Below are 15,908 nucleotides of genomic sequence, written 5' to 3' on the forward strand. Positions count from 1 at the left end.
CGCGGGTGGTGGCCGCCCCGATAGCGTGCCGCGCGTGCACTCCCCGACGATCGGCGCGCCGTCCGCCGTGACCCTCACGCGCCTCGATCCGGCAGGTGACGACCGCGAGGAGCTGGTCGTCTTCATGACCCAGAACGCCTTCCCGTTCCACATGGTGCCGCGCCCCGACCGCGCGCGGGTCGAGCGCCTGGTGGGCGAGGGGGCGTTCCGGGACGACGAGAACGACTCGTACTGGGTCGACCACGCCGGTCTCGGTCGGATCGGCTTCCTCCGCCTGGAGGACCTCGAGGACGACACGCCGATGTTCGACCTCCGGCTCGCCGAGGAGTTCCGCGGCCGCGGTCTCGCCTCGGAGGTCGTGCGCGCGGCGACCGACCTCGTGTTCCGACGGTTCCCCGCCGCCCGGAGGTTCGAGGGGCAGACCCGGGAGGACAACGTGGCGATGCGTCGCACCTTCCTGCGCTGCGGTTTCCTCAAGGAGGCCCACTACCGCGAGGGCTGGCCGGTCGACGGCGGGGAGCCCGTCGCCTCGGTCGCCTACGCGATCCTCAGGCGCGACTGGGAGTCCGGGACGACGACCCCCTTCGTGTGGGAGGACCTCGCCTGACCGCTCACGGCCGGTGCGCGAACACCTCGAGCAGCTCGGTGTCGCCCGAGACGATGAGGGTGTCCTCGGCGTCGATCCGGGTCTCGAGGGTCGTGTACTCGAACGGCTCGCCGGGCGACTTCCTGCCGATGACCGTGATCCCGTAGCGCGAGCGCAGCGAGAGCTCGCCGATGGTGAACCCGTGCGTCTCGCTGGGGGGACGCATCTTCACCACCGCGAAGCCGTCCTCCATCTCGATGTAGTCGAGCATCCGGCCGGAGACCATGTGGGCCACGCGCTGGCCGGCGTCGTACTCGGGGTAGACCACGTGGTGCGCCCCGATGCGCTTGAGGATGCGCCCGTGCTCACCGGACACGGCCTTCGCCCAGATCTGCGGCATCCCGAGGTCGACGAGGTTCCCCGTGATGAGCACCGACGCCTCGAGGTAGGAGCCCACGCCCACGACGGCGACGGGGAAGTCCGCGGCGCCGAGCTGCTCGAGCGCGTCGGCCGAGGTGGCGTCGGCCTCGACGAGGGGGAGCCGGCTCGACCACGTCTGGACGAGGTCGGGGTCCTTCTCGACGGCGAGGACCTCGCGGTCGAGGGACTCCAGGGTCGCCGCCAGGGCCGCGCCGAAGCGCCCGAGGCCGATGACGAGGACGGCGGAGTCCCGGGCCTGCTTCGGCATGTGGGTCCTTTCGTCGGGCGTGCGGTGGGGTGGCGGTGGGGCCATTGTCGCGGGTCAGCCGATGACCGGGCGTTCCTCCGGCATGCGGATGACCCGGCGCCGCGAGCGGATCGCGAGGGCGGCGGCGAGGGTCATCGTGCCGATGCGGCCCGCGAACATGAGGACCGCGAGGACGTAGGTGGCGCTGTCCGGCAGGTGCGGGGTGATGCCGGTCGACAGGCCCACCGTGGCGAACGCCGAGATCACCTCGAAGAGCACCTGGTCGAGCGTGAAGTCGGTGACCGAGAGGAGCACGAGGGTGGACAGCCCGACCATCGTGGCGCCGAGGAAGGCGACGGCCACGGCGAGGCGGACCGTCTCGGTGGGGATGCGGCGGCCGAACGCCTCGATGTCCCGGTCGCCCCGCGCCTCCGCGACGATCGCGAGGACGAGGACGGCGAAGGTCGTCACCTTGATGCCGCCCGCCGTCGACGCCGACCCGCCGCCGACGAACATCATCGCGTCCGTGGCGAACAGGGTCGACTGCTGCATCTCGGAGACGTCGAGGGTCGCGAGGCCCGACGAGCGCGGCGTGATCGAGTGCACGAGAGTGGCGATGACGCGGTCGGCGGCGGGCAGGCCGCCGAGGGTGTCCGGGTTGGACCACTCGAACAGGACGAACGCGACGACGGTGACGAGGAACAGGACGCCGAAGGTCGCGAGCGTGAGCCTGGCGTGCAGCGAGATGCGGCCGGGCCGGCGGCGGTGGCGCCACAGGTCGAGGAGGACCGGGAAGCCGACCGCGCCGAGGAACGTGCCGACGACGACGACGAGCCCGAGCCACCAGTCGCCGACGAACGGCACGAGACCGCCGTCGAGGACGACGAACCCGGCGTTGTTGAAGATCGACAGCGCCATGAAGAAGCCGTGCCACAGCGCGGCCGGGACGGACTCGCCGTACTCGAGGAACCGCGGGACGAGCGTGGCCGCGAGGGTGAGCTCGATGACGACGGAGGCCACGATGACGGCACGGACGAGCGAGCCGACCTCGCCGAGCCGCGTCGTCCCCGTCTCCGAGGCGGTGAGCATCCGCTGGGTGAGCCCGATGCGGCGGGAGACCGCGAGGCCGAGGATCGAGGCCAGCGTCATCACGCCGAGCCCGCCCACCTTGATGCTGACGAGGATGACCGCCTGGCCGAACCCGGACCAGTAGGTCGCCGTCTCCACGGTGGTCAGCCCCGTCACGCACACCGCGGAGACGGCGGTGAACAGTGCGTCGACGAACGGGGCGCGCACGCCGTCGGTCGTCGCGACGGGCAGGGAGAGCAGGCCGGTCATCACCACGACGATCGAGGCGAACACGAGCAGCGCGAGCCGGGCGGGGGAGCGATGGGCGAGGTCGTCGACCCGGTCCCTGCCCAGCGCGAGGACGCGGCCGAGGGCGGAGCGTGCCACCTGACCTCCCGCGCCGTCGGCCGGGGCGGTCGGCCGCCCCGGGCTGCGGGCCCGCGACCGGGCGTGCGCGCAGCAGACGGAACCTTGCCACAGGCGGGGGTAGGTTGCCCCCATGGCCGAAGGAGCTCTCGTGTGGTCCCCGGACCTCGTCGGCTACAACTTCGGGGTCGGGCACCCGATGACCCCGCTGCGGCTCCACCTCACCCACGAGCTCGCCCGCGCGCTCGGGCAGCTCGACGACGGCGCCGTCGAGATCGTCGAGCCCGAGCCGTGCGACGAGGAACTGCTCGCCCGCGTCCACGAGGCCGGGTACGTCGCCGCGGTCCGGGCCGCGGAGGCCGACGGCACGGCCGACGCCCGGCGCGGGATCGGCGGCGACGACAACCCGGTGTTCGGCGCGATGCACACGGCCTCGGCGCGCCTCGTCGGCTCGACGGTGGCCGCCGCGCGCGCCGTGTGGGACGGCCGCGTGCGGCGTGCGTTCTCGATGGCGGGCGGCATGCACCACGCGATGCCGGGGCACGCCTCGGGATTCTGCGTCTACAACGACGTCGCCGTCGCGATCCGCCACCTCAAGGAGTCGGGCGCCGGGCGGATCGTCTACGTCGATGTCGACGCCCATCACGGCGACGGCGTCGAGCGCGTGTTCTGGGACGACCCGGACGTGGTGACCGTGTCGATCCACGAGCACCCCTCGACCCTGTTCCCCGGCACCGGCTACCCGCAGGACGTCGGCGGACCCGAGGCCAGGGGCTCCGCCGTCAACGTCGCCCTGCCGGCAGGGACGTCCGACGCGCAGTGGCTCCGCGCGCTCGAGGCGGTGGCGGCCCCGATCGTCGAGGCGGTCCGCCCGGACGTCCTCGTCACCCAGCACGGCTCGGACTCCCACGGGCGCGACCCCCTGACGAACCTCGCGGTGTCCGTCGACGCCCAGCGCGGCGCGGCGCTGCTGCTCGCCGACCTCGCCGAGCGGTACGCATGCGGTCGCTGGGTCGCCACGGGCGGCGGCGGTTACGAGGTCGTCAACGTCGTGCCGCGCGCGTGGTGCCACGTGCTCGGCGTCGTCGCGGGCCGGCCGCTGGACCCGGGCACGCCGGTCCCCGAGGAGTGGCGCGCCCTCGTCCATGACCTCGCCGAGGGCGCGATCGCCACGACGATGTCCGACGCCGGTCCGTTCACCGTCCCGGGAGCGCGTACCCACGAGGGCACGACGGCGAACGGCAGGGCGGCGGACGGCCCGACCGGTGAACCCGCCGGACGGTTCGCCGAGGGCTACGACCCCGAGGACCCGGTCGACCGCGCGATCCTCGCCACCCGTCGCGCGACCTTTCCCGAGCACGGCCTCGACCCGCTGACGGCGTAGGGAGGGCCGCGGGCCGGGGGCGCCGACCGACGCGCCGAGGCCCGCGACACGCGCGGCGATTGGCCGAGGCACCGCCGACACCGCTATCTTCGGTGCACAGGAGCCCCACGAGTCACGTGCGCGGCCGGGGCGTGGTCAGGAGCGGGGAGCAATGGTCGAGAGTCAGGGGAGCAGCCCTTTCCTCACGGTGGCCGAGGTGGCCGAGTCGCTTCGCGTGTCCAAGATGACGGTGTACCGCATGGTGCACTCGGGCGAGCTGCCCGCCGTCCGCGTCGGCCGGTCGTTCCGGGTGCCGAACGCCGCCGTCGACCAGCTGATCTCGGAGGGCCTGCAGGGCTGGGACACGGCCGAGGGCACCGGCTCGTGACCGTGTGGCGGGTCTGACGCACCAGGCGACCCGCACCCGCTGCTCACCCGCTAGACTTGCCGGGTTTCCCGGACGCGCACGCGTTACGTACCCGATCGGACTGAGGTGGACCCGTGGGATCTGTCGTCAAGAAGCGCCGCAAGCGCATGTCGAAGAAGAAGCACCGCAAGCTGCTGCGTCGCACGCGACACCAGCGCCGCAACAAGAAGTGATCTTTCGCTTCCGTCGTCGATCGAGCCCGGGCCCCGCAGGGGTGCCGGGTTCGTCGCGTTCCGGGGGTGACACGGCGCCGGCGTCGTCGACCGTGGCCGGCTCGCCCGAGGCCTGGCTCGGCGGGGGTGCGGCCGGTGCGGCGCAGTCTCCCGCCCGCCTCGAGGTCGTCTCCCGGGCCGGCTGCCACCTGTGCGAGCGGACCGCCGCGCAGCTGGAGCCGGTCGCCGAGCGGTACGGCGCCTCGCTCGTCCTCGTCGACGTCGACGCGGACCCGGCGCTCGCGGAGCTGTCGGACCACGTGCCCGTCGTCCGGCTCGACGGCGTGGAGGTCGACCGGTTGATGGTCGACGTCGCCGCGGTCGAGCGGGCGCTCGCCGCGCGCTGAGCCGCGCGCTCGACGTGCACGAACCGCAGTCTCGGCGAGCACCAACCGCAGTCTCGGCGCGCACGAACCGCAATCTCGACGACGACGAACCGCAGTCTCGACGTGGCGAGGGCCGGTCCCCCGATGGGGGACCGGCCCTCGCCGCGTCAGTCGGTCAGGCGCTCAGGCTCAGGCCTGGGCGGCCCGCGGGACGGCCTCGACCTCGATGGTGATGGTGACCTTGTCGGAGACGAGGACGCCACCGGTCTCGAGGGCGGCGTTCCACGTGAGGTCGAACTCCTTGCGGGAGATCGTCGTCGTGGCGGAGAAGCCGATGCGGGCCTGGCCGAACGGGTCGGTCGCCGCACCGTTGAACTCGACCGCGAGGGCGACGGGCTTGGTCACGCCGTTGAGCGTGAGGTCGCCGTTGAGAGTGAACTCGGGGGCGTCGCCGTCGACCGAGGTGGAGACGAAGGTCCACTCCGGGTTGTTCTCGGCGTCCCAGAAGTCGGCCGAGCGCAGGTGGCCGTCGCGGTTGGCGTCCTTGGTGTCGACCGAGGCGGACTGGATCGTGACGTTCGCGGAGGACTGGGCGAAGTCCTCGGCGATGACGAGCTCGCCCGCGAAGTCGGTGAACTGGCCGCGGACCTTCGAGATGCCCGCGTGGCGGACGGTGAAGCCGACCTCGGAGTGCGAGGGCTCGATGGTGTAGGTACCGGCGGGGATGGTCGACATACTGCCTCCAGCGTGGATCGCGCCGACTCTCGCCGACGAAGTGGTTGAAGCGTGAACGATTGAACTGTAAACTAATTCTGGACGTCGACGCAAGCCCCCCGCCCGGGGGACCCCGCGGCGGTGCGGGGTCAGGATGGAGGACCGGGATGAACACGCGATGGCTCAGCCTCGACCAGCAGAGGTCGTGGCGCCTCTTCCTGCGAGCCTCGGCCCAGGTCCTCGAGGACGTCAACCACGACCTCACCGTGAGTGCGCGCCTCTCGCTGCCGGAGTACGAGGTGCTCGTGCGCCTCTCGGAGGCCCCGGACCGGGTGCGCCGGATGTCCTCCCTCGCCGAGGACCTCGTCCACTCCCGGTCCCGGCTCACGCACACGGTGCGCCGGCTCGAGGAGGCCGGCTACGTCGAGCGCCGCAACGACTGCGAGGACCGCCGCGGGGTGAACGCGCGCCTGACCGACGCCGGGTACGCCCGGCTCGAGGAGGCGGCGCCCGGGCACGTCGAGGCGGTCCGCGGCCGGCTCGTCGACCGACTGACGACCGAGCAGATGTCCGAGCTCGGCCGCATCATGGCCGCACTCCTCGACGACGACGAGATCGACCGCGAGGTCGCGCGCGACCGTCCGCCGGCACCGGCGCCGGGGCGGACCGCGGACGGTGAGCGGCGGACCCGCTGACCGCGCGGGCCGCACAGTTTGCGACACTGGTCCCATGCCCCACACAGTCGTCCATCTCCTGCGTCACGGCGAGGTCCACAACCCCTCCGGCGTGCTCTACGGCCGCCTGCCCGGGTTCCACCTCTCCGAGCGCGGGCGCGCCATGGCCCGGTCGGTGGCGGCCCACCTGCGCGAGACCGGCCACGACGTGCGCCGGGTGGTCGCTTCCCCGCTCGAGCGGGCCCAGGAGACCGGCCGGCCCGTGGCCGAGGCGTTCGGTCTCGAGGTCGAGACCGACGAGCGGCTGATCGAGGGCGGGAACGCCTTCGAGGGGCTCACGATCCGGGCGAACCCGCTCGCGCTCGCGCACCCGCGCTACTGGCCGCTGTACGTCGACCCCCTGCGGCCGAGCTGGGGCGAGGCGCACCGCGCGATCGCCGACCGGATGACCGACGCCGTGCGCGCCGTCCTCATCCGCTCCGAGGGCGGCGAGGTCGTCCTCGTCTCCCACCAGCTGCCGATCTGGGTCACCCGCCTCGTCGTCGAGCGTCGCCCGCTCGCGCACGACCCGCGCCGCCGCGAGGCCGCCCTCGCGTCCCTCACCTCGCTGCACTTCGACGACCGTCGGCTCGTCGGCATCACGTACGACGAGCCGGCCGCCGCACTCGTGGCCGACGCGATCGACGTCACCCCCGGCACGTCCCGGGCGGCCGTCAACACCGGGTCCGGCCGGCGCTCCGCGCGCTCCGGGACGAAGACCTCACCGCCGCTCCCGCGCACCGTCCCCACGCCCGAGACGGCCGACTCCGCCGCGGACGCCGGCGAGCAGGTCCGCGCGTGACGCCCCGCACCTCCCGCACCCGCTCCCGCACGGTCCCGGCCGCCCTCGGGGCGCTCGCCCTCGCGGGGTCCCTGGCCGCCTGTGCGCCGTCGGGGTCCTCGCCGGACGGCGGCGACGTCGGCGCGGGCTACGAGGCCGGCGACGGCTCGTTCACCACGTGGGACCCGGACGAGCGCGGCGACGCGATCGAGCTGACCGGCACCTCCTACGACGAGCAGCCGGTCGACCTCGCCGACGCCCGCGGGGGTGTCGCCGTCGTCAACTTCTGGTACGCCGCCTGCCCGCCGTGCCGGGTCGAGGCCCCCGACCTCGCGGAGATGGCCGCGGACTACGAGGGCGAGGTCGTCATGCTCGGGGTCAACCCGCGCGACGACACCGCCACCGCCCAGGCCTTCGAGAACACGTTCGAGATCCCCTACCCGTCCGTGCACGACTCCGAGGCGCGGGCCGTCGCCGCGTTCGAGGGCCTGGTCCCGCTGTCCGCCATGCCGACCACCGTCGTGCTCGACCAGGAGGGTCGGGTCGCCGCCCGCATCCTCGGCCAGGCCGACCCGACGATCCTGCGCGGGCTCGTCGACGACGTCCTCGCCGAGGCCTGAGCCGTGGACGCCGTCGCCTCCGTGGGGGAGGTCGTCACCTCGGGATCGCTCCTGCTCGCGGTCCCGCTCGCCCTGCTCGCCGGGCTGATCTCCTTCTTCTCCCCGTGCGTCCTGCCGCTGCTGCCCGGCTACGTCGGCCTGCTCGGAGGGATGGCGGGCTCGACGACGGAGCGCTACCGGGAGGCGACCGCCGTCCCCGCGTCCGGCGCAGGCGGGAGCCCGGCAGGCGCTGGTGCGGGCCCGGTCGGCGCAGGTGCGGCGATCGCACGGCGCGAGGCCCAGGCGGCGGCGACGGGTCGCGCGTCCGGCCGCCGGGTCGCGCTCGGCGCGATCCTCTTCGTCTCCGGCTTCTCCGCGGTGTGGGTGGTGGCCGGCGTGGCCGTGGCCTCGCTGGGGATCGCCCTCGCCCCGGTGCTGCCGACCGTCCTGCGCGTGGCGGGCGTCGTCGTCATCCTGCTCGGGCTCGCGTTCGTCGGCCGGATCCCGTTCCTCCAGGCCGAGCGACGCCTCGACGTCGCCCCCCGCGCCGGCCTCGCCGGCGCGCCCGTGCTCGGCGCCGTGTTCGGGCTCGGCTGGGCACCGTGCATCGGCCCGACCCTGGCCGCCGTGCTCACCCTGGCCCTGTCCGAGCAGTCCGTGGCGCGCGGCCTCCTGCTCACGGTCGTGTACTGCCTCGGGCTCGGGGTCCCGTTCGTCGTCGCCGCCGTGGCCGTCGCCCGCTCGGCGCGCGCCCTGTCCGCCCTCGGGCGTCACGCCCGCACGATCCAGGTCGTCGGCGGCGTCGTCCTCATCGCTCTGGGGATCCTGCTCGTCACCGGTGCCTGGGAGTGGATCGTGGGACGCCTGCAGGGCCTCGTCGCCGGGTGGGTGACGCCGCTGTGACCGCGGACCCCACCAACCTCTCCTCCAAGTCCGGCCAGGGCCGGGCGGGCCCCGACGACGACGCGGCAGCGGGTGACGGCAGCCGCGCCACCGGACCGTCCCTGTCCCTCGTGGGCTGGTTGCGGTGGGCGTGGCGCCAGCTGACGTCGATGCGCACGGCGATCCTCCTGCTCCTCCTGCTCGCCGTCGCCGCGCTCCCGGGCGCGTTCATCCCCCAGCAGGCCTCCGACCCCGCGGCCGTGTCGCAGTTCCGGGCCGAGCGTCCCGAGCTGTCCGGCTGGCTCGACCGGCTCGACCTGTTCGACATGTACGGGTCCATCTGGTTCCAGACCGTCTACGTGCTGCTGTTCGTCTCCCTGATCGGCTGCATCGTCCCGCGCATCGGCGTGCACGTGCGGTCGCTGCGGGCCGCGCCGCCGAAGGTTCCCGGCCGGCTGACCCGGTTCGCCGGGCACAGCGTCCGTCGCGACCCCACCCGTACGCCCGCCGAGCTCGGCGAGGCGGCACGCGTCGCGCTGCGCCGCAGGTTCCGTGCGGTGGTCTCCGCCAAGGACGACGGCACGGTCGAGGTCGCCGCCGAGCGCGGCTACCTGCGCGAGACCGGGAACATCGTCTTCCACCTCGCCCTGCTCGCCGTCCTCGTCGCCTTCGGGCTCGGGCAGATGATCTCCTACCGCGGCCAGGCCATCGTCGTCGAGGGGGAGAGCTTCGCGAACTCCGTGGTCGACTACGACTCCTTCACCGCCGGCTCGCTCGTGCGCACGGGCTCCCTCGACCCGTTCGTCGTCCGCCTGGACGAGTTCAGCTCCGAGTTCACGCTCGACGCCCAGGCCCGCGACTTCCTCGCCGAGGTGTCGGTGACGCGCGCCGACGGCACCGCGGAGGCCGGCGACATCGCCGTCAACCATCCGCTCAACGTCGATGGCACGAACATCTACCTCTCCGGCAACGGCTACGCACCCCGCCTGACCGTGCACGACGGCGCGGGCGAGGTCGCGTTCTCCCAGCCGGTGCCGTTCCTGCCCGAGGACGGGGTCTACACCTCGAGAGGCGTCGTCAAGGTCCCGGACGTCTCGGGCGACCAGGAGCAGCTCGGCCTCACCGGGACCTTCCTGCCCACCGCGATCGTCGACACCGCCGGCACGCCCGTCTCGATCCATCCGCAGCCGGAGGATCCCCTGCTCGTGCTCACGCTGTGGGTGGGCGACCTCGGGCTCGACGAGGGCGAGCCCCAGAACGTCTACGTCCTCGACACCGACCGGATGCGGCAGGTCTACGAGCCCGCGGCCGACGGCTCGGCCGGGTCCGCCGAGGGTGGGCAGGTGCCGCTGACGATCTACCTCGGCCCCGGCGACACGGTCGAGCTGCCCGAGGGGCTCGGCTCGATCACGTTCGAGGAGGAGCTGCCGAGGTTCGTCGCCCTGGACCTGCGCAACGACCCCACGCTGCCCTACCTCCTGGCGGCCTCGATCGCGGCGATGCTCGGCCTGTTCGGCTCGCTGTTCGTCCCCCGCCGACGGGTGTGGGTGCGACTGACCTCCGACGGCGACGGCACGCGGCTCGAGACCGCCGCGCTCGCGCGGGGGGACGACCCCGGCACCGAGCGCGAGATCGAGCGCCTGCTCGCCGCGCTCGACCTCGAGGAGGACTCCTCGGACGCCGCTCCGGCGCCCGCGGGGACGACCTCCGAGGACGGCGCCGCCGCGCCGTCCCGCGGGCCGGACTAGCGCCAGCGACCGCGCCCCGCGCCCGAAAGAGGGTGGGGCACAATGACACACATCCATCGAGCGCCCGCAGCGCGCCCCGACGACGAAGGACCACGCATGCCCGAGTCCACGCTGGCTCAGATCTGCACGTTGGCCATCTACGGCGCGATGGGGGCCTACGTCATCTCGCTGCTGGCGTTCGCCGTCGACCTGGCGAGATTCATGGACAGCTCGGACAAGGGGCGCCGCTTCGCGCGGATCGGCGTGTCCGCGATGGTTGCCGGCTTCGCCATCCACGTCGTCGGGGTGCTCACGCGGGCGATCGCGACCGAACGCGTCCCGTGGGCCAACATGTACGAGTTCTCGATCGTGTTCACGCTCATCGCCGTCGGGATCTTCCTGCTCCTCAACCGGTCGCGCGACCTGCGCGTCCTGGGTGCGGGCGTCGCCGGGCTCGTGGTCCTGTCCCTGGGGCTCGCGGTCTCGGTGCTCTACGTCCGTGCGGACGGCATCCCGCCGGCGCTCGACAGCTACTGGCTGATCATCCACGTCTTCGTCGCCACGCTCGCCGTCGGCGTCCTCGCGGTCTCCGCGATCCTCTCCCTCGTCCAGCTGCTGCAGGAGCGTGCCGAGATCGGCCGTGCGCGCCGGGCCGAGGCGCGTGCCACCGCCGACCCGGCCGCCCTCGTCACCGCCGACGGGCGCGCGGCGCAGACGTCCACGCGGTCGGCCGAGGGCGCCGCGGGTAGGGGTGAGGTGGGGTCCGACGACGGCGGGGCCGGCTCCGTAGACTCGCCGCGCACCGGCCTCGCGGGGTTCCGCGACCGGCTCTCCGAGCGCCTGCCGAGCTCCGCCGAGCTCGAGCGGATGGCGTTCCAGCTCATCGCCATCGGGTTCGTGCTGTGGACCTTCACGCTCATCGCCGGCGCCATCTGGGCCGAGCACGCCTGGGGCCGGCCCTGGGGCTGGGACGTCAAGGAGGTGTGGACGCTGCTGATCTGGATCGTCTACGCCGCCTACCTGCACGCCCGCCTCACGCGCGGCTGGGAGGGGCGCCGGGCGGCCTACCTCTCGCTCACCGGGTTCGGGCTCATCCTCGGCAACTACTTCATCGTCAACCTGTTCCTCAACTCGCGCCACGCCTACTCGGGCATCGGCTAGAGCCGGGGCCGGTCTCAGGCCGGCGAGCCCGGGTTCTCGTGGGGGTCGGCGGAGACCCCGCCGCCCGCGCCGGGACCAGGGTCGTCGGTGGGCCGTTCGTCGTCGGGCGTGGATCCGTTCGTCGTCCCGCGCCCCTCGCGCTCGGCGTCGCGCTCGCGCTGCCGGCGCTCGCGCTCCCGGCGCCGGCGATCGGCCTCGAGGCGGGCGAGGAACTCCGGGTCGTCGTCGGGCGCGACCGGGCCGCGGCTCGGCCGGGACGGCCCGCCGCGCGGGGGCCGGGAACCGCCCGAGCCGCCGGGACCGCCCGGACCGCCCGCGCGCCCCGCCTGCATCCGGGACAGCAGGAGCCACCCCACCGCGCCGACCACCGGCAGGACGAGGATGAGGACGATCCAGATCCCCTTGGGGATGCGGGCGGGCATCTTCTCGGCGTCGGAGCGGGCGCAGTCGATGAGCGCGAAGGCGATGACGCCGACGGCGACGACGAGGGGGACGAGACGAGTCACCCCTCCAGGGTAGGTCGGCGGGGGCCGCCGGGCAGTGCGTCGGTGGTCACCGCTTCGTCGCGGCCCGTCCGCCGCGACGTAACCTGGGCGGGTGGCCATCCTCAAGTACGCGTTCGCGCGGATCGTCGTGCTGCTCGCCGTGGCCGGCGTGCTCTACCTGGCCGGCGCCCGGTCGTGGCTCATGTGGCTGGGCGCCCTGCTGCTCGCGGCGATGGTGTCCTACGTGGCGCTGCCCGGGATCCGGAACGAGGCGGCCGGCTCGCTCGCACGGCAGGACGACCGGCGCACGCGGGTGGACCACGACGCCGACGAGGAGGACGCGATGCTCGACAGCGACAGCGACAGCGAGGACGGCGGCTTCGACGGGGACGGGGACGGGACGATCGACGGCGAGACCTTCGTCGAGCACGCCCCGGCCGAGCCCGAGGCGACGGCCCAGGGAGCCTCGGCGGACGGGTCGGTGACCGCGGACGCCGCGGCGGAGGAGGCGGACGGCAGCTCGTCGCTCGAGCGCGTGCCGGACGCGGTGGCCGACGCCCCCACGCACACCGACTCCGAGGCGCGCGAGGACGCCCGCGAGCGGTAGTCCTCAGCCCAGCGCGAGCCCGAGGCTGAGCGTGAGGCCGTAGCCCAGCTCGAGGAACCCGGTGTCCCGCAGGACGCCGATGAGGTCGCGCCCCGCGGCGCCGCGCAGCACCGGCGCGCAGCAGCGCCACGCGAGCGGCAGCAGGAGAAGCACGAGCAGCGACCACGGCGCCACGATCGCGCAGGCCAGTCCGAGCAGGACCGGAACCGCGAGCATCGCCACGTAGGTGCGGCGCGCGAGCCGGTCGCCGAGCCGGACGGCCACCGTGCGCTTCCCGGCGGGGACGTCGGTGGGGATGTCGCGGATGTTGTTGACCATGAGCAGCGCGCACGCCACGAGGCCCACGCCGACGGCCGCCGCCCACGCGGTCCAGGGCAGCTCCCCGGCCTGCGTCCACGTGGTCCCCAGCGTGGCGACGAGCCCGAAGAAGACGAACACGAAGACCTCGCCGAGCCCCATGTACCCGTAGGGGCGCGAGCCGCCCGTGTAGCCCCAGGCGGCGAGGAGGCATACGGCCCCGACGGCGAGCATCCACCACTGCCCGCTCACCGCGACGAGCACGAGGCCGAGCAGCGCGCCGACCCCGAGGCTCGCGAGCGCGGCGGCCTTGACCTTCCCCGGTGCGGCGAGGCCGCCCCCGGTCAGGCGCTGCGGGCCGGTGCGGAACTCGTCGGTGCCGCGCACGCCGTCGGAGTAGTCGTTGGCGTAGTTGACGCCGACCTGGAGGGCGAGCGCGACGCCGGCGGCGAGCAGGGCCCGCGGCACCGAGGCGGAGCCGACCTGCGCGGCGGCCCCGGTCCCCAGCAGCACCGGCGCGACGGCCGCCGGGAGGGTCCGCGGACGGGCGCCCTCGATCCAGTCGGCGACGCTCGCCATGACACCTCCTTCGCCCGTGCCCGCGGCTCGGGCGCAAGCGAGGTTAGCCCAGCGCCGGCCGCGACTTGTACCGGGCGACGCCCGCCACCGTCACCCGGTCGCCGTCCCCGGCACGGGCCGTGCGCCGGTCGCCGGAGTGGTCGCCCGTGCCGACCCCGAGCGCCCGCGACGCCACCGTCGTCACGGCCCGCCGGTCGACCTTGCCGGGGCCGCGCAGCGGGAGCCGGTCGACCACGACCAGCGCCCGCGGCGCGTGGGCGGGGGAGAGGTCGCCGGTCTGCGCGCGGGCGACGGCGAGGAGCTCCGGCACGCTCGTCGGGCCGGGCGGGCGGCCCGGGGTGAGCACGACGACGGCGACGACGATCTCGCCCCACTCGGGGTCCGGGACGCCGACGACGGCGCACTCCGCGACGTCCGCCATCCCCGTCAGGCGGCGCTCGACCGCGACCGGGGCGACGGTCACGCCGCCGGACGTCACGGCGTCGTCGAGGCGGCCGAGCACCTCGAGCGCGCCGGTGTCCGTGATCCGACCCGCGTCGGTGGTCCGGAGCCGGCCGCCGACGAACGTCGACGCGTCGGCGGCCGCGTCGTCGAGGTAGCCGTGGGCGAGGACGGGGCCGGAGAGCCAGATCCGGCTCTCGTCGTCGACCTCGATCCCGACCCCGTCGAGGGGCCGGCCGTCGTACACGCAGCCGCCCCCGGTCTCCGTCATCCCGTACGTGCGCACCACCCGGATGCCGGCGTCCGCCGCCGCGCGCAGCGTCGAGGGGGCGAGCGCGGCGCCGCCCACGAGGACCGCGCCGAGGCCGGCCAGCGCCCCGGTGACGTCCGGCCCGGCCGCGAGCGCGCGCACGAGCTGGGTCGGCACGAGGGAGAGATAGGCGGGCGCGGGCTCGCCGGTCCCGTCGGCCATCCTCACCACCTCGGCCAGCGCGGCCGGGTCGAAGCCGCCGGTGGTGTCGAGCACGAGCGGGTCGTGGCCGGCCACGGCGGAGCGGGTGAGGATCTGCAGGCCCGCCACGTGGTGCGCGGGTACGGCGAGGACCCAGCGACCCGGGCCGCCGAGGCGCGCGTGGGTGGCGCGGGCCGAGGCGGTGAGCGCGTCGGCGGACAGCGCCACGACGTGGCCGGTCCCCGTCGTCGACCCGGAGGTGCGCAGGAGCGCGGCCGTGCCGTCCGGGACGGGCCGCTCGAGGGAGTCGGCGAGGTCGTCGCGCGCCTGGTCGGGGTCCGTGCCCGGCGCGACCGGCAGGAGCGGGGGGAGGTCGGCGCCGCCGAGGCGGAGCGCGAGTGCCTCGTGCAGGGCGGCGACGTCGCCCGGCCGCGTGCCGCCGGGCAGCACCTCGACGCGCTCCATCACACCGGGTAGGGGAAGCCGGACCAGTCCGGGTCCCGCTTCTCGACGAACGCGTTCCGCCCCTCCTGGGCCTCCGCCGTGCCGTAGGCCAGGCGTGTCGCCTCGCCCGCGAAGACCTGCTGGCCGGCCAGGCCGTCGTCGGCGAGGTTGAAGGCGAACTTGAGCATCCGGATCGCCTGCGGGGACTTCGTCGCGATGATCGCCGCGTACTCCAGGGCCGTGGCCTCGAGCTCGGCGTGGGGGACGGTCTCGTTGACCACGCCCCACCGCTCCGCGTCCTCGGCGGAGTACTCGCGGGCGAGGAAGAAGATCTCGCGCGCCCGCTTGTCGCCGACCTGGCGGGCCAGCAGCGTCGAGCCGTAGCCGGCGTCGAAGCTGCCGACGTCCGCGTCGGTCTGCTTGAACCGCGCGTGCTCGCGCGAGGCGATCGCCAGGTCGCTCACCATGACCAGCGAGTGCCCGCCGCCCGCGGCCCAGCCCGGGATCGCCGCGACGATCACCTTCGGCATCGTCCGCATGAGCCGCTGGACCTCGAGGATGTGCAGCCGGCCGGCGCGCGCCGGGTCGACCTGCTCGCGGCGCGCGGACGCCTCCGCGCGGTCGTCCGCCTCGTCGACCTCGTACCGGTAGCCGTCCGCGCCGCGGATGCGCTGGTCGCCGCCCGAGCAGAACGCCCACCCGCCGTCCTTCGCCGACGGCCCGTTGCCCGTGAGGATCACGGTCCCGACGTCGGTCGTCAGCCGCGCGTGGTCGAGCGCCCGGTAGAGCTCGTCGACGGTGCGGGGCCGGAAGGCGTTGCGCAGCTCGGGCCGGTCGAACGCGATGCGGACGACCGGCAGGTCCCGCTCGGCGCCCCCGGAGCGGTCGACGCCCCGGTGGTAGGTGACGTCGGAGGCCGACCAGCCCTCGACCTCCCGCCAGACCTGCGGGTCGAACGTCTCGGACACCTGGGCGGGGATCTCGCTCACCGGGCCACGGTAGCCCGGCGTGC

Annotated in this window: 19 protein-coding genes; 12 read left to right on the plus strand and 7 right to left on the minus strand. The window is 74.3% G+C overall.

The genetic code is table 11. From position 1 onward, the window contains the following. Positions 1–124: 124 nt before the first annotated feature. Positions 125–607 (plus strand): GNAT family N-acetyltransferase, encoded by a 483-nt coding sequence (locus AC24FB_RS10480; RefSeq protein ID WP_487561460.1) that lies wholly within the window; start codon positions 125–127, stop codon positions 605–607. 4 nt (positions 608–611) lie between these two features. On the opposite strand, the gene AC24FB_RS10485 is transcribed toward AC24FB_RS10480, so the two are convergent. After that, positions 612–1,274 (minus strand): potassium channel family protein, encoded by a 663-nt coding sequence (locus AC24FB_RS10485; protein ID WP_425713674.1) that lies wholly within the window; start codon positions 1,272–1,274, stop codon positions 612–614. 54 nt (positions 1,275–1,328) lie between these two features. Then, positions 1,329–2,708 (minus strand): TrkH family potassium uptake protein, encoded by a 1,380-nt coding sequence (locus AC24FB_RS10490; RefSeq protein ID WP_425713673.1) that lies wholly within the window; start codon positions 2,706–2,708, stop codon positions 1,329–1,331. A 112-nt stretch (positions 2,709–2,820) separates the two neighbouring features. Between AC24FB_RS10490 and AC24FB_RS10495 the strand changes: the two genes are divergently transcribed. The 4 genes from AC24FB_RS10495 (at position 2,821) to AC24FB_RS10510 (ending at position 5,036) form a co-directional block, all read left to right on the plus strand. Next, positions 2,821–4,071, plus strand: a complete 1,251-nt coding sequence (locus AC24FB_RS10495; protein ID WP_425713672.1) for an acetoin utilization protein AcuC — start codon at positions 2,821–2,823, stop codon at positions 4,069–4,071. A 151-nt stretch (positions 4,072–4,222) separates the two neighbouring features. Then, the gene (locus AC24FB_RS10500) at positions 4,223–4,438 is read left to right on the plus strand and encodes a helix-turn-helix domain-containing protein (RefSeq protein WP_425713671.1); all 216 of its coding nucleotides are present in this window, start codon (positions 4,223–4,225) and stop codon (positions 4,436–4,438) included. A 113-nt stretch (positions 4,439–4,551) separates the two neighbouring features. Next, a complete protein-coding gene (locus AC24FB_RS10505) occupies positions 4,552–4,650 on the plus strand; it encodes a 30S ribosomal protein bS22 (RefSeq protein ID WP_076808172.1) in 99 nt (32 codons plus the stop codon). Positions 4,651–4,742: 92 nt separating this feature from the next. Beyond that, positions 4,743–5,036, plus strand: a complete 294-nt coding sequence (locus AC24FB_RS10510; RefSeq protein ID WP_425713670.1) for a glutaredoxin family protein — start codon at positions 4,743–4,745, stop codon at positions 5,034–5,036. Between the two features lie 168 nt (positions 5,037–5,204). On the opposite strand, the gene AC24FB_RS10515 is transcribed toward AC24FB_RS10510, so the two are convergent. Continuing rightward, the gene (locus tag AC24FB_RS10515; RefSeq protein ID WP_425713669.1) at positions 5,205–5,750 is read right to left on the minus strand and encodes a YceI family protein; all 546 of its coding nucleotides are present in this window, start codon (positions 5,748–5,750) and stop codon (positions 5,205–5,207) included. 146 nt (positions 5,751–5,896) lie between these two features. Here AC24FB_RS10515 and AC24FB_RS10520 point away from each other — a divergent pair, with 146 nt between their 5' ends. The 6 genes from AC24FB_RS10520 (at position 5,897) to ccsB (ending at position 11,592) form a co-directional block, all read left to right on the plus strand. Beyond that, the gene (locus AC24FB_RS10520; protein WP_425713668.1) at positions 5,897–6,424 is read left to right on the plus strand and encodes a MarR family winged helix-turn-helix transcriptional regulator; all 528 of its coding nucleotides are present in this window, start codon (positions 5,897–5,899) and stop codon (positions 6,422–6,424) included. Between the two features lie 34 nt (positions 6,425–6,458). Continuing rightward, positions 6,459–7,244, plus strand: a complete 786-nt coding sequence (locus tag AC24FB_RS10525; protein WP_425713667.1) for a histidine phosphatase family protein — start codon at positions 6,459–6,461, stop codon at positions 7,242–7,244. After that, complete coding sequence (locus AC24FB_RS10530; RefSeq protein ID WP_425713666.1) at positions 7,241–7,843, plus strand: TlpA family protein disulfide reductase; 603 nt, start codon at positions 7,241–7,243, stop codon at positions 7,841–7,843. Before AC24FB_RS10525 ends, AC24FB_RS10530 begins: the two co-directional genes overlap by 4 nt. 3 nt (positions 7,844–7,846) lie before the next feature. Then, the gene (locus tag AC24FB_RS10535) at positions 7,847–8,725 is read left to right on the plus strand and encodes a cytochrome c biogenesis CcdA family protein (RefSeq protein ID WP_425713665.1); all 879 of its coding nucleotides are present in this window, start codon (positions 7,847–7,849) and stop codon (positions 8,723–8,725) included. Then, positions 8,722–10,452, plus strand: coding sequence for a cytochrome c biogenesis protein ResB (gene resB / locus AC24FB_RS10540; RefSeq protein WP_425713664.1), 1,731 nt, complete (start codon positions 8,722–8,724; stop codon positions 10,450–10,452). The genes AC24FB_RS10535 and resB overlap by 4 nt, the downstream gene beginning before the upstream one ends. 96 nt (positions 10,453–10,548) lie before the next feature. After that, complete coding sequence (gene ccsB / locus AC24FB_RS10545; RefSeq protein WP_425713663.1) at positions 10,549–11,592, plus strand: c-type cytochrome biogenesis protein CcsB; 1,044 nt, start codon at positions 10,549–10,551, stop codon at positions 11,590–11,592. A 14-nt stretch (positions 11,593–11,606) separates the two neighbouring features. On the opposite strand, the gene AC24FB_RS10550 is transcribed toward ccsB, so the two are convergent. After that, positions 11,607–12,098 carry a PLD nuclease N-terminal domain-containing protein gene (locus AC24FB_RS10550; RefSeq protein WP_425713662.1) on the minus strand — a complete coding sequence of 164 codons (492 nt, stop codon included), beginning with the start codon at positions 12,096–12,098 and terminating at the stop codon, positions 11,607–11,609. Between the two features lie 91 nt (positions 12,099–12,189). On the opposite strand from AC24FB_RS10550, the gene AC24FB_RS10555 reads away from it, so the two are divergent. Further along, entirely contained in the window at positions 12,190–12,684 is a 495-nt protein-coding gene (locus AC24FB_RS10555) for a DUF4229 domain-containing protein (RefSeq protein ID WP_425713661.1), read from the plus strand. 3 nt (positions 12,685–12,687) lie between these two features. Here the strand turns inward: AC24FB_RS10555 and AC24FB_RS10560 are convergent, their stop codons facing one another. From AC24FB_RS10560 to AC24FB_RS10570, 3 genes are read right to left on the minus strand one after another with little or no spacing between them, the layout of a single operon-like run. Next, positions 12,688–13,560 (minus strand): 1,4-dihydroxy-2-naphthoate polyprenyltransferase, encoded by an 873-nt coding sequence (locus AC24FB_RS10560; protein ID WP_425713660.1) that lies wholly within the window; start codon positions 13,558–13,560, stop codon positions 12,688–12,690. Positions 13,561–13,603: 43 nt separating this feature from the next. Next, entirely contained in the window at positions 13,604–14,917 is a 1,314-nt protein-coding gene (locus AC24FB_RS10565; protein ID WP_425713784.1) for an AMP-binding protein, read from the minus strand. Beyond that, positions 14,917–15,885 (minus strand): 1,4-dihydroxy-2-naphthoyl-CoA synthase, encoded by a 969-nt coding sequence (locus AC24FB_RS10570; RefSeq protein ID WP_425713659.1) that lies wholly within the window; start codon positions 15,883–15,885, stop codon positions 14,917–14,919. The genes AC24FB_RS10565 and AC24FB_RS10570 overlap by 1 nt, the downstream gene beginning before the upstream one ends. Positions 15,886–15,908: the final 23 nt, after the last annotated feature.

This window comes from Georgenia sp. Z1344, from assembly GCF_057652375.1.